At 38.8% G+C, this 22,842-nt stretch carries 21 protein-coding genes; 7 read left to right on the forward strand and 14 right to left on the reverse strand.

From position 1 onward, the window contains the following. The first annotated feature begins 178 nt into the window (after nt 1–178). From ACZ5V8_RS07035 to ACZ5V8_RS07045, 3 genes are read left to right on the forward strand one after another with little or no spacing between them, the layout of a single operon-like run. Entirely contained in the window at nt 179–703 is a 525-nt protein-coding gene (locus tag ACZ5V8_RS07035; protein ID WP_464217220.1) for a chorismate--pyruvate lyase family protein, read from the forward strand. Nucleotides 704–763: 60 nt separating this feature from the next. Further along, entirely contained in the window at nt 764–1,597 is an 834-nt protein-coding gene (ubiA, locus tag ACZ5V8_RS07040) for a 4-hydroxybenzoate octaprenyltransferase (RefSeq protein WP_464217221.1), read from the forward strand. A gap of 38 nt (nt 1,598–1,635) precedes the next feature. Further along, nucleotides 1,636–2,889 (forward strand): linear amide C-N hydrolase, encoded by a 1,254-nt coding sequence (locus ACZ5V8_RS07045; protein ID WP_464217222.1) that lies wholly within the window; start codon nt 1,636–1,638, stop codon nt 2,887–2,889. Here ACZ5V8_RS07045 and ACZ5V8_RS07050 read toward each other — a convergent pair. The 6 genes from ACZ5V8_RS07050 to ppk2 all read right to left on the reverse strand — a co-directional run bounded on the left by ACZ5V8_RS07050 (nt 2,886) and on the right by ppk2 (nt 9,830). Next, the gene (locus ACZ5V8_RS07050) at nt 2,886–4,922 is read right to left on the reverse strand and encodes an FAD-dependent oxidoreductase (protein ID WP_464217223.1); all 2,037 of its coding nucleotides are present in this window, start codon (nt 4,920–4,922) and stop codon (nt 2,886–2,888) included. The genes ACZ5V8_RS07045 and ACZ5V8_RS07050 overlap by 4 nt on opposite strands. Before the next feature lie 47 nt (nt 4,923–4,969). After that, entirely contained in the window at nt 4,970–5,686 is a 717-nt protein-coding gene (locus tag ACZ5V8_RS07055) for a Fic family protein (RefSeq protein ID WP_464217224.1), read from the reverse strand. Nucleotides 5,687–5,712: 26 nt separating this feature from the next. Beyond that, nucleotides 5,713–6,918, reverse strand: a complete 1,206-nt coding sequence (gene ispG, locus ACZ5V8_RS07060; protein ID WP_464217225.1) for a flavodoxin-dependent (E)-4-hydroxy-3-methylbut-2-enyl-diphosphate synthase — start codon at nt 6,916–6,918, stop codon at nt 5,713–5,715. Nucleotides 6,919–6,925: 7 nt separating this feature from the next. After that, nucleotides 6,926–7,879 carry a transaldolase gene (gene tal, locus ACZ5V8_RS07065; protein WP_464217226.1) on the reverse strand — a complete coding sequence of 318 codons (954 nt, stop codon included), beginning with the start codon at nt 7,877–7,879 and terminating at the stop codon, nt 6,926–6,928. A 79-nt stretch (nt 7,880–7,958) separates the two neighbouring features. Continuing rightward, nucleotides 7,959–8,882, reverse strand: a complete 924-nt coding sequence (gene epmA / locus ACZ5V8_RS07070; protein WP_464217227.1) for an EF-P lysine aminoacylase EpmA — start codon at nt 8,880–8,882, stop codon at nt 7,959–7,961. A gap of 129 nt (nt 8,883–9,011) precedes the next feature. Then, complete coding sequence (ppk2, locus tag ACZ5V8_RS07075; protein ID WP_440617057.1) at nt 9,012–9,830, reverse strand: polyphosphate kinase 2; 819 nt, start codon at nt 9,828–9,830, stop codon at nt 9,012–9,014. Nucleotides 9,831–10,028: 198 nt separating this feature from the next. On the opposite strand from ppk2, the gene ACZ5V8_RS07080 reads away from it, so the two are divergent. The 3 genes from ACZ5V8_RS07080 to ACZ5V8_RS07090 all read left to right on the forward strand — a co-directional run bounded on the left by ACZ5V8_RS07080 (nt 10,029) and on the right by ACZ5V8_RS07090 (nt 13,729). Then, on the forward strand, nt 10,029–11,573 hold the full coding sequence (locus tag ACZ5V8_RS07080; RefSeq protein ID WP_464217228.1) for a hypothetical protein: 1,545 nt from the start codon (nt 10,029–10,031) through the stop codon (nt 11,571–11,573). 213 nt (nt 11,574–11,786) lie between these two features. Continuing rightward, nucleotides 11,787–12,320: a DUF6622 family protein gene (locus ACZ5V8_RS07085; protein ID WP_464217229.1), complete on the forward strand. Its 534-nt coding sequence runs from the start codon at nt 11,787–11,789 to the stop codon at nt 12,318–12,320. A gap of 140 nt (nt 12,321–12,460) precedes the next feature. Then, nucleotides 12,461–13,729 carry a cation:dicarboxylate symporter family transporter gene (locus ACZ5V8_RS07090; protein WP_464217230.1) on the forward strand — a complete coding sequence of 423 codons (1,269 nt, stop codon included), beginning with the start codon at nt 12,461–12,463 and terminating at the stop codon, nt 13,727–13,729. Nucleotides 13,730–13,849: 120 nt separating this feature from the next. Here the strand turns inward: ACZ5V8_RS07090 and ACZ5V8_RS07095 are convergent, their stop codons facing one another. After that, on the reverse strand, nt 13,850–14,002 hold the full coding sequence (locus ACZ5V8_RS07095) for a hypothetical protein (protein ID WP_464217231.1): 153 nt from the start codon (nt 14,000–14,002) through the stop codon (nt 13,850–13,852). A 111-nt stretch (nt 14,003–14,113) separates the two neighbouring features. Between ACZ5V8_RS07095 and ACZ5V8_RS07100 the strand changes: the two genes are divergently transcribed. Continuing rightward, complete coding sequence (locus ACZ5V8_RS07100) at nt 14,114–15,748, forward strand: hypothetical protein (RefSeq protein WP_464217232.1); 1,635 nt, start codon at nt 14,114–14,116, stop codon at nt 15,746–15,748. Here ACZ5V8_RS07100 and ACZ5V8_RS07105 read toward each other — a convergent pair. From ACZ5V8_RS07105 to ACZ5V8_RS07135, 7 genes are all read right to left on the reverse strand, one after another. Continuing rightward, complete coding sequence (locus ACZ5V8_RS07105) at nt 15,737–16,945, reverse strand: MFS transporter (protein WP_464217233.1); 1,209 nt, start codon at nt 16,943–16,945, stop codon at nt 15,737–15,739. The genes ACZ5V8_RS07100 and ACZ5V8_RS07105 overlap by 12 nt on opposite strands. Before the next feature lie 4 nt (nt 16,946–16,949). After that, nucleotides 16,950–17,618 (reverse strand): acyltransferase, encoded by a 669-nt coding sequence (locus ACZ5V8_RS07110; protein WP_464217234.1) that lies wholly within the window; start codon nt 17,616–17,618, stop codon nt 16,950–16,952. A 9-nt stretch (nt 17,619–17,627) separates the two neighbouring features. After that, complete coding sequence (locus tag ACZ5V8_RS07115) at nt 17,628–18,590, reverse strand: glycosyltransferase (RefSeq protein WP_464217235.1); 963 nt, start codon at nt 18,588–18,590, stop codon at nt 17,628–17,630. Nucleotides 18,591–18,865: 275 nt separating this feature from the next. Continuing rightward, on the reverse strand, nt 18,866–20,110 hold the full coding sequence (locus ACZ5V8_RS07120) for a DUF3573 domain-containing protein (protein ID WP_464217236.1): 1,245 nt from the start codon (nt 20,108–20,110) through the stop codon (nt 18,866–18,868). Between the two features lie 456 nt (nt 20,111–20,566). Then, nucleotides 20,567–21,133 carry an Lcl C-terminal domain-containing protein gene (locus ACZ5V8_RS07125; RefSeq protein ID WP_464217237.1) on the reverse strand — a complete coding sequence of 189 codons (567 nt, stop codon included), beginning with the start codon at nt 21,131–21,133 and terminating at the stop codon, nt 20,567–20,569. Then, nucleotides 21,090–21,233: a hypothetical protein gene (locus ACZ5V8_RS07130; protein ID WP_464217238.1), complete on the reverse strand. Its 144-nt coding sequence runs from the start codon at nt 21,231–21,233 to the stop codon at nt 21,090–21,092. Before ACZ5V8_RS07130 ends, ACZ5V8_RS07125 begins: the two co-directional genes overlap by 44 nt. A 63-nt stretch (nt 21,234–21,296) precedes the next feature. After that, entirely contained in the window at nt 21,297–22,832 is a 1,536-nt protein-coding gene (locus tag ACZ5V8_RS07135) for an Lcl C-terminal domain-containing protein (protein ID WP_464217239.1), read from the reverse strand. Nucleotides 22,833–22,842: the final 10 nt, after the last annotated feature.

A 22,842-nucleotide genomic window follows, 5' to 3' on the forward strand; every position in this document is an offset into this window, starting at 1 on the left:
GCGACATTGTACCTGAATAAACAAAAAGGTACAGAACTATTTGAAGTTAATTTGTTTAAAATAACACCAGATCTTTAAGAGCACTGACGTAACTTAAAAATGTATGCCACAACTATTGGTTACACTCAATATTCTATGATACCCTTAGCCAAATTTTTTTGGCAATTTATTCTGCACTATGACAAGCCACTGGAATACGAAAGAAACAATTACACTACCTGCTGAGATTAAGCACTGGCTGTTTGATGTCAAACGCTTGAGCGTGACCTTAGCTCAGTCGATACCCGACATAGACTTAAAGTGCATTGCTGAATATCATGCACCGATGGATGACGATGAAGCTGAGCTTTTGAACTTAAATGAGCGTTCAAGTCGTATTCGCCTGATTAAACACCATCATCAAGATAAAACTTATGTTTTTGGACGGACGATTATCCCACAAAACACCTATAAACGTTATCAAGACTGTTTTGACTCATTAGGTAATAACTCCATAGGTGAGCATTTTTTATTTAAAAACACGCACATCACACGCAGTGAATTCTATGTCAAACACTGTCCATTTGATCTCTTAAAGCACAAACTTAACTTAAATGACAGCTTTCTTGCCAATCCATTATGGGTACGCGCATCAATTTTCACACTTGACTCTGAGCATCAGTTATTAATTGAAGAGTTTTTTGTGCATATACCACCTGTGTAAACCTAAACTAAAACAGATATACTTAACAACAAACCATAAATAATACTAATACCACTATATATGAAAGCTTATTTTTATTTGATGCGCCTGCATCGCCCAATCCCGATCTTAATCATTCTTTATCCCACTTTATGGGGGCTTTTTGCAGCGACTCCTGCGCTACCTAGTTTGAAAGTTTTTGTTATCTTTGTCCTTGGGGTGGTTATCATGCGCACTGCTGGATGCATTTTTAATGACATTGCTGATCGCGACTTTGACGGGCAAGTCAAGCGCACTGCCACGCGCCCCATAGCAACAGGGGACATCACCGTTAAACAAGCTGCTTTTGTTGGTGTATTTTTACTTCTTATCGCGTTTATTCTTGTGTTACAGCTTAACCTTATGACTATCTTGCTGTCACTGATTGCTGTCATATTGGCGCTTAGCTACCCGCTTTTTAAACGCTTCTTTGCTATCCCGCAACTGGTGTTAGGCTTCGCCTTTAACTTTGGTATTATCATGGCTTATGCCGCCCAGATCAATCAAGTGCCTTTATCTGCTTGGGTGTTATATCTTGCCACCATTTTTTGGACAATCTCTTATGACACGATGTATGCGTTAGCTGATAAAGACGATGATTTAACACTTAACTTGCACTCCACTGCTATTACCTTTGGCAAACATAATCTATTGATCATGATGATTTTCCAGATATTAACCATTATCTGCTTAGCAACCTTTGGCATATTACAACACTACAATGTTGTCTTTTACTTAGCCTTAGTCATTATTGCCGTGTTATTTTTCTATCAGCATAAGACATGGCAGAAAGGCGGCATTGCCCAGTGTATTAAGGCATTTTCAGATAATCACTGGGTTGGTTTTGTTATTCTATTGGCAATTTTGATGCAATAGCTATACTTTATACAGTCACAGATATAAAAGGATTTTACATGCGCTATTTAAGCATTCTAGTGTTAGGATATATTCAGTTTGGTTTGAGCTGTACTGATATTTTTATCAATAAATCGCCTTTTCATGTCACGGCGCGCACACTTGATTTTCCATTAAAACTATATACTCAAAGCTTTGAAACTTATAGTTGGTATCAAAAACTATTTCAAACGGATATTAACCTCACACACATCACTTCTCGTGCTTTTAGCTTTTATACTGGATATCTTGATGTTGAGAATACAACGAATCTTATTGCCAATCGCAATCAAGTGCCTACAGATAAGCTTGCTCATTGGCAGAATAAGTATGGTTTTTTTGGACGCTTAGGTTTTATTGGTTATACTTTAACCGATGGCATAAATACACAAGGGGTCAGTATCGCAGCGCTTTATTTACCGGGTAGCTCATATCCAAAATACAATCCTCATGACCGGCGTCCGGCACTTGGTATTTATGATTTATCCAACTTTATCTTAGGTATGGCAAACACAACCCGTGACGCATTAAAGCTTATTATGCGATATCAATTGGTTGAATCAGCAATGTATGCCACCGGCGGCTTATATATCAAAGATATACCGTTACATATTGTGATTCGTGATAAAACAGGACACAGTGCCGTCATTGAGTTTATCGATGGTAAAACCATTATTTATGACCATGCCACGAATGTACTTACCAATGCACCTGATTATGAATGGCAAATTAAAAATTTGACACACTATAAAACGTTAAATGATAAATATGCTAAGGCAAGTCTGCCATTTGCAGGCTTTATTCCTGATTACAAAACCGTGGTCAAATACGCTCAACCTGAAGATGCCGGTCTTCTTGGCATGCCTGGAGATTATACTTCTGCTTCGCGCTTTGTGCGCGCAAGTATTCTCACGCGTGAATTACCCACTCCGCAAAATACGGATCAAGCGCTGTATCAAGCCAAGACGATTCTCTCAAGTGTCACCGTGCCTTACTATGAGGCCACGGCAACTTTATGGCAGTCGATTAAAGACCTTGATAATAAACGTATTTATTATCGCGATCTATTATATTATGATCGCGACCGTATCAAACAAAACACCTTAAATAATGGCTTTGTTGAATATGATCTAACAAAGATGGATTTTACGGCACATACGCCAGCGCAATTAAACTCGGGGCTGAAGGTCACACCAAAAGATCAGATTTCAGGCGTGTTATCCATCAATGACATTCCAGGACTTAATGACGCCAAAAATTTAGGATTTAACTAAAGCATTAGCGCCAACTCAGTCGCCTCTTTAATCGCACGTTTAGCATCAACCTCTGCGGCAACATGCGCACCTCCGATAATATGCACATTTTTGACACCTTGCGCTATTAAGTCATTGTATAGCGATCTATCGGATTCTTGTCCGGCACAAATCACCACTTGATCAACGTCAAGTAATTTCTTCTCACCCTTAAGTGTGATATGCAAACCGGCATCATCAATTTTGTCATAACTTACCCCACTTAACATCTTAACCTTTTGATGCTTTAAGGTTGTTCGATGAATCCAGCCGGTTGTTTTACCTAGACGCTTGCCTAGCCTTTCATCTTTGCGCTGCAATAGATAAACTTCAGCTGCCGGCATGGATTCATGTGGCTTGGTCAACCCCCCTCGATGCGCCAACGTCACATCAACCCCCCATTCGCGATAATAACCTTGCATATTCTCACCAATTTTTTTACCGGCAAACACCAAGAAAACAGACACATCAAAACCAATGCCACCGGCACCAATGACTGCCACCTTTTTACCCGCTGCAACCTCACCATTTAATAGCTGCATATAGTTAATAACCATCGAATGATCAATACCTTCAATCTTAGGCATCCTTGGTACAACACCTGAAGCAATCACTATTTCATTATAATTTAGCGATTTTAAATCATCAGCATTAACCTTGGTATTAAGCTTGACATTGACCTCATTTGCTTTCAATTGATAGTCAAAATAGCGTAATGCTTCAGAGAACTCCTCTTTACCCGGCGTTTTTGCACTTAATTTAAACTGCCCACCAACCTTGTTGGATGCCTCATATAGATCGACTTGATGCCCGCGTTTAGCAAGCTCAATGGCAGCAGCGCACCCGGCGGGTCCCGCACCAATCACAGCAATGCTCTTTTTATTCATTGCAGGATTGGATTGCATTATGCTCTCATTACAAGCATAAGGGTTAACCAAACAAGAAGCCTGTTTGCCAACAAAGACATGATCTAAACATGCTTGATTACACGCAATACAGGTATTAATCGCTTGTGATTGGTTAGTTTGCGCTTTTTTAACAAAGTCAGGATCAGCTAATAATGGACGCGCCATTGAAACAAGGTCTGCCTTTTGCTTTTGCAAAATATCTTCAGCTATTTGTGGTGTATTGATGCGATTAACACAAACGATAGGAATATTAATATGCTTACGAATTTCCTCAGTAATTGGTACAAAGGCGGCACGTGGCACTTGTGTGCTAATCGTTGGAATACGTGCTTCATGCCAACCAATGCCTGAATTGATAATGGTGACTCCTGCTTTTTCTAGCGCTTTAGCTAAAGTGACAACCTCATCAAAACTACTTCCCTTATCAATCAAGTCAAGCATCGATAAACGAAACATAATAATAAAATCATCACCAACTTTATCACGTGTCGCTTTGATGATTTCAAGCGGCAGACGCATTCTATTGTCAAAGCTGCCACCCCATTTATCTTGACGTTTATTGGTATGCTCAACAAGAAATTGATTAATCAAATACCCTTCAGAACCCATGATCTCAACGCCATCATACCCTGCCTCTTTGGCAAGTTTAGCGGCACGCGCGAAATGTTTAATCGTGCGTTTAATGCCATAGTTACTTAATGCTCTGGGTTTAAACTTATTCATCGGTGCTTTAAGCTTTGAAGCACTAACACACAAAGGATGATAACCATAACGCCCAGCATGTAAAATCTGCATCAAAATCTTGCCATCTGCTTTATGTACCGCCTCAGTCACTAATCGATGTTTTTTAACTTCCTTTTGATTAGTCAGCTTAATGGCAAAGGGATAAAGCCAACCTGAGATATTAGGTGCTACCCCTCCTGTGACGATTAACCCAACACCACCTTCAGCGCGCTTTTGGTAGAAATAAGCCAAACGTTCAAACCCACCTTTTTGTTCTTCAAGACCGGTGTGCATTGATCCCATGACCACGCGATTTTTTAAAGTTGTAAAGCCCAAATCCAAAGGCTCTGATAACAATGGGTAAGGATTTTTTTGATCCGTCATAATAATTAAACTCCTCTTGATACTTTTCCCTGAAATCAATAGATAAATTATGGATGATTAACACCCAAAGCAAACCAGTAGCTAGCAAAAGCCTCCTCAACAATATCAGCAATTAATTGTAAAAAAGGCGCGTAATGCTGATTCACATGGGCATCATCTAATGCATTATAATATTCCAAGCGCTTACTTACGGGTAATACCGCAGGCGGGTAACCATGTTGCATTAACACTAAGTTCATCAATAGTCTACTGGTGCGTCCATTACCATCAATAAATGGGTGTATTTTTACAAATTCACTATGCAAACGAGCCGCCTTTTCTATCGGATGCATACTGCACCATGAGGCATAGTCACTTATTAATGAAGACATTAAACCATCTAAATGGATATACTCAGGTGGCACATGAGTTGCACCGACAATTTGTACGTTTACTTGTCGATATTTTCCTGCATTGTCATTATCAATTTGCTTTAAAATCAACTGATGCAAAGATTTAATCACCCACTCATTAATTGGCGTATTCTCATTAACCAAAGTTTCAATATATAGAATGGCTTCTTTATGATTGATTGCCTCAAAATGCTCTCTTAATGTTTTACCACCAACAGTAATACCTTCAAGCGCGACTTTTGTTTCCTTAAGTGTCAGCGTATTTCCTTCAATCGCATTGGAGTGATACGTCCAGTTTAAAATAAGGTTTTCATGCAAGTTATGCACAATCTCTTTAGGCAAGGGACGATATGCGTCAAGCTTTTGCTTCATTAAAGTATATTTGCTAAAGTCCATTGTTAATCTCGGTGATACTTTGCTTTAACATACTGATCAACAATTGCCATAAAGTCCTTAGCAATATGCTCACCTCTTAATGTATGCTTTTTCTGTCCATCGATAAACACGGGAGCCACTGGTGCCTCCCCTGTCCCTGGTAGGCTAATACCAATATTAGCATGCTTACTCTCACCAGGACCATTGACCACACAGCCCATTACCGCAACTTTCATGTTTTCAACGCCGATATATTGATGCTTCCACAATGGCATCTGTTCACTGAGATAGTTTTGAATGTCATTGGCAAGCTCGCGGAAAAAACTACTGGTTGTCCGTCCACATCCAGGGCACGAGGAAACCGTTGGTGTGAATGCTCTTAACCCCATCGTTTGTAAAATCTCACGACAGACTTTTACTTCATGAGTGCGTGGCGCACCAGGCTCTGGTGTTAAGGATACACGAATCGTATCCCCTATACCCTGCTGTAATAAGTAACCAAGACTTACACTACTGGCAACAATACCTTTAATTCCCATCCCTGCTTCAGTTAGCCCTAAGTGCAAAGGATACGGGCATTTACGTGCAAGCTTTTGATAGACTTCAATCAAATCCTGAACATCACTGACCTTGCATGATACGATAATTTTGTCAGACTTAAGCCCGAGATGTTCGGCATACTCTGCACTTGATAAAGCGGAATCAATTAATGCTTTATGCATAATCTCACGTGCAGATAACGGCTCAGTCAATTGACTATTCTCATCCATTAACTTTGCCAATAGTGCTTGATCTAAGCTACCCCAATTGACACCAATACGCACCGGCTTATCATATTCAATCGCCTTTTGTATAATCTCAGCAAATTGCGTGTCCTTTTTGCGACCAAAGCCAACATTGCCTGGATTAATACGATATTTATCCAATGCTTTGGCACACTCAGGGAAGTCTGCTAATAGTCTGTGACCATTGTAGTGAAAGTCACCAACCAAAGGCACATCACAGTCCTTTTCTAATAAGCGCTTTTTAATCTCAGGGACGGCTTTAGCTGCTTCTTCATCATTAACCGTAATGCGCACAAGCTCGCTTCCTGCGCGATGAAGTGCTAAAATTTGTGACACTGTTTTTTCAATATCGGCAGTCGCCGTATCCGTCATTGACTGCACAACAACTGGTGCGCCACCTCCGATAGTGATATTACCTACTTTTACCGCAATAGACTTGTGCATAGTATGGTTATAGTCCTAATTTATGTTCAATTAATTTTTCAAGCTTTACTGTATCAACTGCAAACTTACGAATACCCTCGGCTAATTTTTCCGTTGCCATTGGGCTTTGATTCATTGCCCATCTGAAATCACCTTCTGTCAATTGTTGATCTGGTTGATTGGTTTTCTCCACCTCAACTAACTGCCTATTTAGCGTATTATCATCCTGTTGTAACTGCTGTAATAAGCTTGGCGCAATCGTCAATGCATCACATCCTGCTAAAGCTTCGACCTGTCCAACATGCCGGAAACTTGCCCCCATTACAATCGTTTGATAACCATAACGCTTGTAATGCTGGTAGATCTCTTTAACCGATAACACACCATTATCCTCGCTCACATCAGGGAAGCTTGTTGCACCCTGCTCTTTCATATACCAGTCAGTAATACGACCAACAAATGGCGAGATCAAAAAGACGTTAGCCTGAGCACAGGCTATGGCTTGGGCAATGCTAAACATCAAGGTTAAGTTACAATTCACGCCCTCTTTTTCAAGCACCTCAGCGGCCTTAATCCCTTCCCAAGTTGATGCAATCTTGATAAGCACACGTGATTTATCAATACCTGCTTCTTGATATTTATGAATTAAGCGACGCGCGTAATCAATCGTTGCTTGTGTATCAAACGATAAACGCGCATCAACTTCAGTGGAAACACGTCCGGGGATCACCTTTAAAATCTCAACGCCGAAACTGACTGCCATATCAAGCATCGCTTCCTCAACGCGCGACTGGCCACTTAAGCTTGCACTTTTTGCTAATGCTTGTTCAATCACATAATCATATGTTGGCATTTTAGCCGCATTTAATAACAAGCTTGGATTGGTGGTTGCATCGACTGGTTGATATGCTTCGATTTGTGCAAAGTCACCCGTATCGGCAACGACTTTGGTCATTTGTTTTAATTGTTCTAATTTATTCATCTATTTTTCCATTTTTTATTTTATGTGCTTCATTGTGCCATAGCATATAGCTGATTGACTTCACGCTCAAGCTTTACGCTTAGCAATATAGCACTTCGTGTATATCAGTATAATTCTCAAGACACATTAAAAGGCGATCCAAGCCCAAAGCTACTCCTGAGCACTCTGGTATTTGATCAAGACAGGCTAACAAGTCTTGGTCAATCGGCACGGCTGCTTTACCAAGACTTTGGCGTAAGTATAAATCATCTTGGAAGCGCCTGTCTTGCTCAATCGCACTGGTTAACTCATAATAACCATTGGCTAACTCAACGCCTTGATAAAAAAGCTCAAAACGCTTAGCAACCATTTGCCCACTACTATCTGCCATCACGCGCGCCAAGGCTGCTTGCACTTGTGGGTAATCATAGACAAACACAAATTGGTGCGCTTTAAGTTTTGGCTCTATCACATGGGTAAATAATAAATCTAAACATTCAATGATATTTGGATTGGCTAAACCCTCAATATCACCCACATGCTGATAAAGTACTTTTTGTAAAGAATCTAAACTCACTGTATGTGGATTCATGCCTATCAACTGTTGAAATAATGCTTTATAGCTAAAATACTCAATCGATGCTTGAGGCTTAAGTAAAAACAACATTTGCGCGATCTCCTCACGCAATGCCACATCATCCAATCCCAAACGATACCATTCAAGCATCGTAAATTCATGGTTGTGATATTTGGCTTTTGGGTCATCACGAAATGCCTTACAAATCTGATAGATACACCCTGAGCCTTGCGCTAATAATCGTTTCATTGCATATTCCGGTGAAGTTTGCAAAAAGCGCGTGCCTGATTGAGTCTTAATGGCAAATGCATCGATATAGGGATCGCTGACAGGATAAGGATAAGACAAAGGGGTATCGACTTCTAGCACACCTCTTAGGGCAAAAAACTTGCGGATTTTTTTAATGTATTCAGCGCGCTTTATCAAGGCTTCATTTGAAGGGATCATAAATTTATTCAGAAGTTACTGTTCAAGAATCACCATCATAGCAAACTTGGGAAATGGTAAAAATACTTAACTTTCACTATTAGAATAGTTGGGACAGAAAAGTGTGCATGGGTACAATAGGGTATTATATTATTCAGGATAAATCTCACTGGCTAAACCCACAATGAGCGGATCAGGCTTAATCGCAATATTCACATCTTTATTTTTGTAATCCAGTCGTGATAACACAAAACGCATGGCATTGATACGTGCGCGCTTTTTATCATCTGATTTAATCACTGTCCACGGTGCCAATTCAGTATCGGTATGCAAAAACATACTTTCTTTAGCTTCGGTGTAATCGTCCCATTTATCCAAACTCGCTTTATCAATCGGGCTTAGTTTCCATTGCTTCAATGGATGCACGGCACGTGATTGGAAACGCCTTTTTTGTTCTTTTTGACTGACTGAAAACCAAAATTTAAATAATTTGATACCACTTTGTACGAGCATTTTCTCAAGATCTGGCGCTTGAGTTAGAAACAATTGATATTGCTCAGGCGTGCAAAATCCCATTACCTTTTCAACACCTGCGCGGTTATACCATGATCTATCAAAAAGAACGATCTCACCAGAGGTTGGTAAGTGACGAATATAGCGCTGGAAATACCACTGCCCCTGCTCACGTTCAGATGGCTTCTCTAATGCCACAACACGCGCACCACGTGGATTCAGATGCTCCATCATCCGCTTAATCGTCCCCCCTTTACCTGCTGCATCTCGTCCTTCAAAGATAATCAGTACTTTTTGCCCTGTTGATCTTACCCACTGCTGCATTTTCAAAAGCTCAATTTGTAATTGTGTTTTCTGCTGCTCGTAAACCTTTCTTGGCATTTTTTCCTGATAAGGGTAAATATTCTCAGTAAAGAGTTTACGACGATTCAATAAATCAAGTGGTGTATCGGTCATATCCATGCGCTTTCCTATCTATACATAGCTTTATTGTAGCGCTAAAGGGAATAACCACAAGTAAACATCCAGCGGATATATACCACCCATAAACCATTTTAGGATATTTAACGTTTAGGCATGATGTTCCGCTCGTAAATACTCAAAATGATGCTAGACTCATATCTATCTATAAAGTCATCGCATAAGGAGTTTCTGATGATTCGCAATACACGAATAATTTCGCTATCCACAATGAGTGCATTTTCACTAATCCTCTTTGGGTGTGGTGGCAGTGGCTCTCCACCAACCACTGCACTGTCACTTGCTGGCACAACCAATCAATACTACAACCAAAGCTATACTTATAAAGCAACATTTTCTAATCTTGGAAGCACTCAAGGCACTGGAATCACGAATTGCACATTGAATATTTCAGGAGATGCTAGCGCCTATCTGCAACTTGTTAATACGCAAATTACTGCTAACCAATGCATCTTTACGGTAAAAGATGTTAATACAACAAACACCAATTTATTGGCCTCACTATCAGCCACTGCTACCTATAATAACCAAAGCTACCAATCCGGTAATAGCCTTCAAGTAGAAGCATATAGTATCCAAGTCAATCCTCCACAACCAGGAACCACCAATTACTGGCGCTTAAACTTTCCTTCAGGCACCACATTTCCAAGCTATGTTTATCAAGGTCAGAAATTAATTGCTTATGTTGAAAGCTTAGCACAACCGGTTTTTTTAATGCCGACAAATACAAATGGTACTTTTCAAATTATTACGCCTAATGGCAATGGAACTTACCGAGGCTGCGAGCTGACGATGTCTCCATCAAATGCCGTCTCTGGCAGCTGTCCTGGCATTAGCACACCTCAACTCAGTGGTAATGAACTTAATGTTTCCTATGCTGCAGGCACATTACCAAGTATTACTCCACAAGTAACACCAACGCCCCCAACGTACCCACCACGACAAATTGTTTTTATGAACAATCTCACTTCAGCGGTTACCATAAAAGTTACCGGTGGTGGTCAAGACAGTTCATTCACAGTAAATGGTCAATCAAACTATAACTATGCCATTCCTGATGCTGGCCTAACATCATATAATTTCCAAATTGCTAGTATTAATACGCGCAATGTAAGTGACGGAACATATGGTGAATATGCAACACTTTTAGAGGTAACTTATCCAGCACTTACGGATATTCATAATCAAGCAAATATTGATGTTTCAATGGTCAATGGCTATAACACACGCTACAACTTCTACCCTCAAGCAGGCACTTATTTCACCTATGACTTTGCATTAGGTGATACCACACAAGCAGTCGCTTATTTTGATGAGCAAATCCCTGCATCAACATTCAATCCAAACAACATTTCACTTGAGCAATTATGCCAAACTATTGATAGCGGAATGAAAGCGCAACAATCACAATTTAACAGTACTAATTTTATTGCAACCTCATTATCAAGCTTTGCTGGTTGCTATAGTCCACGATCTGTTGCCAGTGTCGCCTTTGGCCCAACATCCGATATTTTTAACCAATATGGTTGCGTTGGCGCTTATGGAACACCGGCAACATGTACAACTGGCGCCAACTCCAGTTATGTTAACAATATTCACGCCAATGCTTTTCGCGGTTATGCTTATCCTTATGATGATTGGTTTGCTGATTATTCTGCTGATAGGCATACCTCTTTAGTATTTGAAATATTAAGCGCACCGAATGGCTTAGCAAACTAATAACTGGAGTTACGCACTTTGCGATTTTTTAAAGACTACCCCGTCTGCATGACAAGTCATAGGATGTCATTGCGAGCATGGATGCGTGGCAATCTATTTTGTCAGGGATGGTGGATTTAAGTTCGTTGCAAAGCCTCTATTTACAGGCTACTTCTTAAGGTAGTAGTGCAATTATAATAAGAATAAGTAAAACAAGTTAAAGGAGTAATATCAATGAATGCAAACACGATTAGTTTTTGGGACATGCTTATTTATACCCCATGGTGGGTTTATCTGATTTTTATTTACTGCCTTGTTATTGGCATCAAAGCGACTAAGCCACGCACAGTATCACTGACGAAACTCTTGATTATTCCAATCATTTTCACGCTACTATCACTTGATACCTTGGTTAGTGTATTTCCATTGACATTAACCAATATTATCATCTGGATTATTGCGATACTAGTTGGCGTTGGTGCCGGACTGATCATCGCATTAAATGGTAAATATGACGTGATCGTACCAACTAAATCTATTCATTTTCATGGAGGATGGTTCACCTTTGTTTTATTGGTCATCATCTTTATCAGTAAATACGATGTCAACTATAAACTTGCGTTAGAGCCAACCCTTGTCAAGCAATTTACATTTAGCCTTATTAGTCTTAGTATCTCAGGGATATGTAGTGGACTTTTTGTTGGACGATTGATTGGTTACATCAAGCGTTATCGTCAAGCCAAACAAGCAACCAATGCCACACAATAGTCAATCCGTCTGATTAATCAGTTTTGCTTATACTGTTAATAAATAATATATCAACTGTTTGTTTTGCTATCGCCAAACAACTCGCCTATCATTATCCAATGATTATCTTTATCATTTCATAACCATACGGAGCCCTCTACGTGAGCATAACCATTTTTTTGCTGATATTAATCTTATTAGCACTGGCACAATTTTATAAAATCAGTTTTAACATTCGTGCCGTTTCCTCTTTAATCATCGGCGTTGTCTTCGGTATCGTTTTACGGCTATTCAATCAAAGCAGTGGTAATGACACCTTACATAGCCTCTTGAATTTAGTTAGTGACACTTATATTAGCTTACTTAAGATGTTAATTATCCCATTGGTGTTAACTGCTATTATCCATGCGATTGTTAACCTGCGTCATCATCAAGGATCTTATCTGATTAAAATGGTCACCAAAGCGGTTGTTATTATTCTACTTCTTACCGGCATTAGTGCGGTTATTGGTGGATTAGTCGGCTCATGGATGCATATTGGCTTTGGCATGTCATTCTCTGGTGCTTTAAATACTCCAGAAGCCCATAACCTTGTGGATACAATCACGGGCATGTTACCAAGCAATCCTGTTACCGCCATGGCGGATAATAATGTCATCGCCGTGGTTATTTTTGCGGCTTTAATTGGCTTTGCCACGTTAAAGCTCCATCAACAAGAACAAGAAATCGCAGCCCCTTTTATTAGCTTTATTCATTCAGCATTTTTTGTTGCCAAAAAGCTTGCCAACATGATTATCGCTCTGACACCTTATGGTGTATTTGCATTGATGAGCCAAATGACACTTGATCATGGATTAACAACCTTAATACAAATGATCAACTTTATTAACGCAATGTATATTGCCATGCTTATTGTTATCGTTATGCATACTGTATTGATTACACTAAGCGGTGTTAATCCAATTCATTATTACAAAAATGTTTGGCGCGCGTTACTGGTTGCCTTTACCACTCGCTCAAGCTTTGGTACATTACCAGTAACTATGGATGCCTTGGGCAATCGCTTAAAACTATCTGAAAGTGTTTCAAACTTCACACCGAGCATTGGTGCTACCATTGGCATGAATGCTTGTGCCGGTATTTATCCAGCAATGCTTGTCGTTATGACCTTAACGATCATGGGTGAGCCGATTACTTGGCAGATTATCTTATTAGTTGGTGCAATTAATATGATCGCGTCATTGGGTGTCTCAGGCATCCCTGGAACCGCTTTTATTGCAGCGGGTGTTACCTTTGCAACCCTTGGTTTACCATTTAATATCATCGCCCTTGTGCAAGGCGTTGATCCGATTATTGATATGGGACGCACCGCAACCAACGTCAATGGCGTGATGACAACCGCAGTGATTACTGATAAAACTACACGCTGATGTATGCCGCTCACAAATTATTTTATAATATTTCTGCCCTTGAGTTTCCTGCACTTTTGAGTGATCCCTACCGTCATTGTATTTTGACAATAGTCCTAGCTGTAAATTAATGACACTACCTTAAGAATTAGCTTGTAAATATAGGCTTTGCAACGACGTTAAATCAATCATCCCTGATAAAATGGATTGCCACGCATCCATGCTCGCAATGACAGCCTCTGACTTGTCATCCGTAAGGAAAGATGGCGTGAGGATCCAATGCGGAGCTGCCATGGATGGTTAGTCATCTTCCTAAAGGTAGTGCCATTAAGCTGTAAATGAGTTGAAAAATGTGAGTTCATTACTATAGTTAGCATAACACCACGCTCAACTAGAGGATCTCTCATGATTAAAAAATATTTTTCAGCTGTTTTAGTTACCTCAATAGCAGTAGCTCAATTTGGTTGTTCAAAGGGCGGTGATGATAATTCTTCGAATAAGATCAATCACTCAAAACAAGCTAAACTGGTGACAGACACTAGCCATTTAGCGCCCAACTTCATCCGCATCAAAGTGCATAATCAAGGTGATGCACCAACTGGTAAACTGATATATAGCACATCAGGTTATCATTTAAACTTTTATTTTGATCAACAAGACAACAATGATGATGTCGTTTGTGCCAAAGGACGTTGCCCTAATGCCTGCAATATAGATACACCAATCCAGGCAAATGATTATTGCTATATTTACGTTTACGGCACAAAAGATACCAATATATTGGCAAAAGGCGGTCTAAATATCAGTGATGAGCTTAATCAAAATATCAACTATCAAATCTCCCAAACAAATACTTTGTTAAGCTTTTTATATCAATTAAATCAAACCACAGACCCAGATGCTTATATTGCCAGTTATCATCCTCAAAACACCAATCAACCTTGGCAAGTAAGTTCACAAGCGATTGCTAAAAATATTGATGATCCACGCGGAATGTTTGATATAACGACCACTCTTAAGGGAGTGATTTATGCCAATACTTTTGTCGATAATAGTCCGGAAAAACAGCCTATCACTGCAAACAGCGTGATCTTTGACGCAAATAACAATCAATTTGATTTAATCACAGATAATGGGCTGCCTCAAGGTACTTTTCCTTTGGGACAAGTAACTGTGACAGCAGACGATGTGCTTTACTCATTACTTTATAATAAAAAAACTGACGAAAGAAGCCTAGGATATATTAATTTAGATGCCGAAAATCCTACTTGGCAAATAATGCAAAAACCCAATCCAACAGAAGATATCGAATATCTGGTAACGAATTATTTTGGTGACGTATTTTTAGCAACTAAAAACAACAATACCATTAACTTCTATCGTCTATCTAAAGGACACTGGGTGACATTAACCAACGCTAAGCTAACCAATCAATTCAGCAGCATTACGCAGATGCTATTTGATCACCATGATGATCTGTATCTGTTGGGTAAAGATATCAATAATGAAACCCTATTAATGGTCTATTCACCGGCTAAAGATGATGCCTTTAATCTTTCTATAAGTCATCCAGCACCAGATCAAAAGCTCTTAGACACGGCAACTAGCTCATCAAACACATCACCAACCACACCAGCCACACCAACCACACCAACCAACTTACCCAATACCATCAATCAAATTGGCTTTGACCATCAACATCGTTTATATGTGGCAAGCGCTCGCTTCATCAAATCAACAGATCCAAAACCCATACTGAATATTATCATGAGTGATCAAACTCAAACCAGTCCAAATCTATCTCAAGCAAAACAAATTACCCCTGATGATCGCAATATATCAGCCCCTTTTATTGTTGCTGAGGAAGGTGTTATTTATGCAACTGAATACCAAAACCATACTGCCACGATTGTTAAATATGATCCTGAAACCAATCAATGGACATCGATCAGTGACCCCTATTTACGCGTGCTTAATCTCAATATACTTCCTTTTAATTATGCTTTAGCGAAAAACCTTCACATCCAATTAGACGAATGATAGCGCAAATAAAGCACCAACCATTGACATGAAGATAGTCATAAAAATAGCAATCAGATGCCCCTTAATATAATAACCAACGATCAATGCCGTTGATATATATGCACCGGTAGTGATCTGACCTAAAGATGCCATTATGCGTTCTTGATTTGACACTTGCGAGGTAATATAGGCAGTAATTGCATTTTGCATATTTGGAAAAATAGCAAAGAAAATTAGCGCACCAAACCATAAGGCAGCTAATAATCCAATCCACGCTTTAAGGCTCACAATAGATATCGCAAGCATTACTGATAAAAGCAATATGGTTTGATATAACTTAAAATTGCCTTGATTAAAATCAAGGTGCATTGATAGCAATGTACTGACTGCTAAGACAATCGACATCACGACAAAAAACCAACTAATTTGAGTTAATCCGTAATGACAATATAACTGTAATGCAGGTGCTAAAGTTTGTATATAAAGCGCAATTGCTAATTGTACCATGATAGCCATTGCCATCAGTAAAGTTATTTTTTTTGACCATTTTTTAAACTTATTTTTTGATTTAGTGACTACAAATCGATTTAGCATAGAGACATTTTGTGTCTCTGTCATCGGCAGTATTCTTTTCATCATTATTAAATTCATAATAATCAATAATATTGGTATAAATAATGGATAAATTACAACATAAGCACCTGAGAACAAACTAATACTTGAAACAATCAATGGACCAAAAATAACACCTGTTACTGCAGCAATCGTTAAAATATTATAAGCATGCTGACGTTGATTTATTTCAGCATAAGTTGCATTAATCACATGATATAAAATAATATAACTCCCTGCAAAAAATCCACCAACAATTCGACTAAGCAAGAACAATACATAACTATGCATCAAAAGTGCAATCATGGCGCCTAAATAACTTAACAAAATCCCAATAAGCCCAAATTTCAAAGCGCGTCCTTTGCCAATACGTTGAGAGAATTTTGTCAGTATTGGCAATCCAAAGAGTGATCCTGTAGAAAAACCAACCAAACAAAATGAATACAGCATTTCTGTACTTATCTTATAGGAGAATATCAAGACATCCCTCTTAATGAAAAAGATATAAGGTAGTAAAGTATAGAAAACACCGTTACTCATCGCATCGTTAAACAGGATAACAAATAGCCCCGATAAAAAAATTATATTTGCTTTTTTTGTCATAGGACTATAACTTTTTCACAACTTTTGCGGGATTGCCTATTACAATAACATTATCAGGAATCGATTCATAAACAACACTGCCTGCGCCAACGACGCTATTCTCACCAATAGTGACCCCTTTGAGGATAATCGCTGCTGTTCCTATCCATGCATTTTGTTTAATTATTACCGGTTTAACTGTAATTTTCTCAGCCTCATGCGCCGTATTGCGTGCTCTTATAGCGTGACCACTTGAGTCCATAATGGTAACCATAGGTCCAAGAATAACATTCTCTTCAATAGTCACTTGTTCATAAGCAATAATTGCCGTTCCTGGGAGGTAGACATTATCTTTGATGATGATACGCCCTGAATTATGATTATTAAGTCTAACCGATGTCAACTTAACTGGCTGATTATGAAATGCAGGTGCATCTGATGAGTCTAAATAAACATTCTTACCCAAACTAATAACACCCTTAAAATCATCAATATTTAATCGATCAAAACCTGAAGTTGCAGCAGCTTTTTCTTGATCCACCGCTAATGTATAGGTTATTTTTGGCATGCCCGAAAAAACAGTATTCTCACCCACAGAAACACCAAAATTTCGCACATGTGAAATATCTATACCAGCATTTCTTGTTTCAGTATCAGGCATTGGTAGGTAATGATTTTTATATATAATTGGCACAATATCATCCTAAACCGTCTCAACAAGACGGAAACGATCAGATTTATGTAATCTATTCTCAACATCTTGCAATGTGGCTGTTTTGATACTTTCATCAAAGTCAAATAGATAAATTGCTACATTTAACGATAACTTTCCACCAAGTTTTGATAACGCAAGGTTTTCACCAATGTATTTATAATAACATGTCTGCCATAACTGATAGCGCTGATGAAGTTCAAGAGATTTGGCAAGTGTTTGAGAGTCATCTTTACTATCATTATTATCGTGATAACAATGAAAGCCGAGCGCTTGTTTATTCAATAGAAAACAGTTGCCTTGTAAATATAAGCGAATACCTAAGTCAACATCCTCTCCTCCCCAAGAGGTATAGCTTTCATCAAACATACCGGCTTTCATAAAGCTCTCTTTTGAGACGGTTGCCAAGCATGTCCAGTAAATATCAAACGGTGCTGGCCAAGTACTAATATTTCTGCCTAGCAAGTTATACTGAAAATCACGAATATCACCAATATTATTCCGCTGACAATAGTCGATATATTCATCCGCTTGATGCGTTTGATCACGCAGATAAGGATGCTGATTGAAATCAACTTCAAAACCATAAACATAGCCAATGGTTGCGATATCTTTTTCTGCATTTTGATGTTGCGCAATAATACTCGAAAGAGATTGTGAATGAAGTACAACACCACTATCCACGAAAGTAAGTATCTCTCCAGATGCATTTAAAGCGCCTAAATTACGTGCTTTAGAAACACGAAAGCCCAAGTCTTCTTGCCATAAATACTTTACATTGATCTTCGCTTTAAACGATTCAACTAAATCTTGGCTGTGATCATCACCACCATCATCAACAACTATGACCTCAAAGCTATTTTTATCTATTATTTGTTCAGATAACGATGCTAAGGTCTTTTTTAATAAATTTTGACGATTATATGTAGGTATCACTACACTGACTAAATACATCTATACTTTCCCCATTTTTTAAAACTTACAAGTGTCCCCACACAACCAAGTTTGATTATTAAAAATCTATTATTGATTTTAATATAGCCAATATTAAATATTATATTCCATGAATATCCTAATCTAAAAATATCAATCTACTGCAATTGCTTAAAACAAAAAAAATCCCATAAGCCTAGGGAGCGGTATAGTCAAAACAGGAAGAGAAACTACGAACCTAGGCTTATGAGAACTGGTAAGATCCTCAATCAATGAGTGATCTAAATCTGTGATTCTTAGAAATAAGTTGATATATCTAAAGTAATCTCATTAGTATGCTTGTTGCTATATGTATTTAAGTAAGCATATTCTAAGGTTACGATATTATTCTTAAACAACACTGGACGAGACACATAAGTCACAATCTCAGAACGGACACCGGTAACTGAAGGACCATTATTCATATCTCCAGCTAGACCGATAGAAGCATTTTGTGCATTATACGTCTGTTGATAACCTAACGAGAACTGCGTACCTTTACCAGCGATGATAGGTGACACTGAGCCTTGAACATACCACGCGCCTAGATACGAGTTGTTACTGTAGTCTTGCTTTTTAGTCGTATTTGAGATACCTGCATTTAAACCATAGATATCATAGCCGACATTACCTTCAACAGTGACAGCACCGTTAGTATCTTTATTTCCTGTCGCTGCAGCTGCACTTGTTACACCCGCGCCAGAGCCTAAAATATTATACAAGTAACTGACATCACCACCGAAGCTGACTTTACCCGCATTACCTGAATAGTAAGCACTGGTTAAGAAGTCAGATGTTTGATTATCAGTTTGGAAGAATGACGCATTAAGATTAACACCATCTTTATCATAGCCAAGATTTGCTGAGGCAATATGCCCTGGTCTGAATAGGTCATGCTGCAAGCCGCCAATCCAACCACCACCATTAGCAAATACACCGGCTGGCAATCTATGCTTACCAATCGTCAAATACACAGGATATTCAGATAAGTTACCAAAGGTGACAAATGCATCAAGTACATTTACATCAACCCCATCAAGCACTAAACCTGTTTGCACATAATGACCCAAGTTAGACAACACATACAAATCAGCACCACCCAAGCCAATTGCTTTGCCTGATTTATAAGTTCCTTGATCAGTGTCAATTCGATCACCCCACCAAGTTTGCGCGTCAAACTCAAGGTAGCCACCAATAGCGATCCCTTGATCTGGCAACTCACTGCGATGCTTCAAATAAGCCAATGGCTCACGCGTTGATGAAGACATTCCTAAAGGAGAGTTTAATACGTTATCCCAAAAAAGATACTTACCAATATTAGCAGTAGTGACCTGAGCCGACTGCTTAGATTGAGCTGAATTTTGCTTATTCTCAATGGATTGTACCTGTGTTTTCAAAGCAGCAATCTCAGACTTTAACTGCCCTAGATCTGTATTACTTGCCGCATAAGCACCACAAGATACTGCCGACAGTAGCGCAACCGATATTAAACGATATTTCATTCACTCCCCCTTTGTTTTACCTTTTGATTTACACTATTAATTTCAAAAAACATGACATTCTTAATTTGATGTGTTTACGCCCCTCCTCCCCTCAATTTAAAGTTAAAACATAAACACATCAAAACGCTTATCAATATAACGAAACCTTAATTCATACCCCTTTGGCGATAACCCCCGTAAAAATCTTGAGATGATATTACTAAAGACAATAACCACTGAAAACGATCTTATTTTTTTTATTTATAATTCTTTTTTTTATGGCAATTTCAACTTACGCTCAGCCAGAACTGTCATCTAACACCTTAGCCCCAAACCTAAACTATATTGATGGTAGCAATTAAAGTTACGCACAACTGTTTGCATGTAAACTACAAATTCCAGCGTTTTATTATATATTGGTGAATGCTCATAGTGTGCCATTTATATCAATTCCTTTTTAGCCTTTAAATAATCAAATTAACCAATAATCAATTCGGTCCGCGAACAGGCAACACATAGTAGTAGCTCGCCTGAACGTAGTAGAGCCACATTACCGGTATTCATATTAACGCCCCACGCGACACCGCCTGACAAGGATGCAACCGTGCTAGTCCAATAATAATCCGTTTGAATATTATTAAAACCATTATTATTTAACCAATGTGCAGGTGAAGTTGTATCCGAGTAATTGATAAGGCTTTTTAGTTCATTAACAGTCGGTAAGCGCCAGTCATTATATCCACATAAGCTTGAAGCATCAGCATATGTCTTTGCATTCGCCCAGGTTTTTAGACCTGATGAACTACCATCTTTAGCCCACATTAACCCAGATAATTTGTCATATTCTGCATCTGCGCATGTAGAGTTATCAGCCTTCTTGGCTGATTCAAATCTTGGGTTAGGCCACTGCCCTGGACCTGTATCTGTAGGATTTGTATTTTGAATAATAGCACCAGCACTAGCAAAGGTATAGTTGGAGTAACTCAAAATTGCTATTAAACTAAGCAGCATGGATATTTTTTTGCTTTTTCCAATTTTTCTCATTCTTTTCTCCTAATTTATTAAAGTTACGCACAATTGTTTCTATGTAAACCGCAAATGCCAATGCTTTGTTATATATTGGTAAATGTTCATACTGTGCCATTTATATCAATACCTTTTTAGCCTTTAAATAATCAAATCACCCAATAATCAAATCACCCAATAATCAATTCGGTCCGCGAACAGGCAACACATAGTTGAAGCTCGTTGGAAAGTCGAAGTCCAGGACACCGTCAGCCATATCAACGATCCACCCGTAGCCGCCGGGTTGAGCAGAAAAAAGCGTGCTAGTCCAATAAAATCCCGTTTTAATGTTATTAAAACCATTATTATTTAACCAGTGTGCAGGTGAAATTGTATCCGAGTAATTTACAAGGCTTGCTAGCTCATTAATAGTCGGTAAGCGCCAGTCATGATATCCACATAAGTTTAAATTATTAGGTTCTGTCTTTGCATACGCCCAGTCGTTTATAACTTCTGCAGTACCATCTTTAACCCACATTAATCCCGTTAATTTGTCATACTCTGCATCTGCGCATGTAGTGTTATCAGCCTTCTTGGCTGATTCAAATCTTGGAGTTGGCCAATCCCAACCATTTTCAGCCACCCCTGAGCCTGTATTGATTGGTGCGGCAGCAAGTAATATCTTTGAACTACTGCTCAAACTCACATCACTGCCCTCTGCATAATGCAATGTTGAGCTCATTGTCATATTACCAGTGGTTCTGGGCATAAAAGTGCCTTTCCAAGTACAGCTGCTGTTCGCCGCGATTGTTGTTTTCCCATTACAGCTACTATTCGCCGTATCTAGTGTGAAGTCCGCTGCGGGAAGAAATACATTCGTAAAACTAACACCTGTCGCTGGTAATGCCGTGTTGGTATTGTTAAAAGTATAGGTAAACGGGTAAGTGTCACCTTTGGCAGTATTAACTGGAATATCTAGGGTCTTGGTACCTGTTACCACAATCTTTGAAAAGGCAACTTGAGCGAGGTAGTCCTCTTCCAAATCTAATTTTAAATATCCCTGCGCTCCATCTACAGTTGATAGGATATCAAAACTGCATTGATCACCCGCTTTAATCTCATTTATACACGTATTATTTGATATTGTCGCAGTTGTAAGCTCATGATTTGAACTATCAACAAAAATTGGTTTGTTAAAATAAAAATTAGTGCCACTAATATTCGTTAGCGTGATAACCTTTACTTTGCCTAATTGCAAAACAGAACTCTTGGGAAGGTTAACCTGTAAATCACTCTTTTTAATGACTGTATGTTCAGATTTGCTTACACCATCCGGTAGGACAACACTCCAATTTAAAGTTTCCTCACTAGCTGCAGATGGTTTTAATGATAAATCTAACTCACATAGCTTTCCAATTGGAACATTGCTACAACTGCCATTAATATGAATATTAGGGTTTTCGATTATTTTTACTGAATAACTTTCATTCACAGCTTGAGCAGCAAGACCACTCAACTGCTCTTTATTTACAACCATACTTAGTTTACTATAAGCTACTTCAGTCGAACTTATCTGAGCAGAATAATCAACTTTATATTCTGCTGCTGTAGCATTATCATCCGGAGAAGAGCTACAACCAAACAGCAAACTAGCGGGCAGCATCACTCCCAGCAATCTCAAAAATTTCATATGCTTGTTCTTTTTTTGATCAGTTATTATTGCTTTTTTCTTTCTCATTTTAATCCTC

The sequence above is a fragment of the Cysteiniphilum sp. GTC20157 genome, assembly GCF_055396795.1.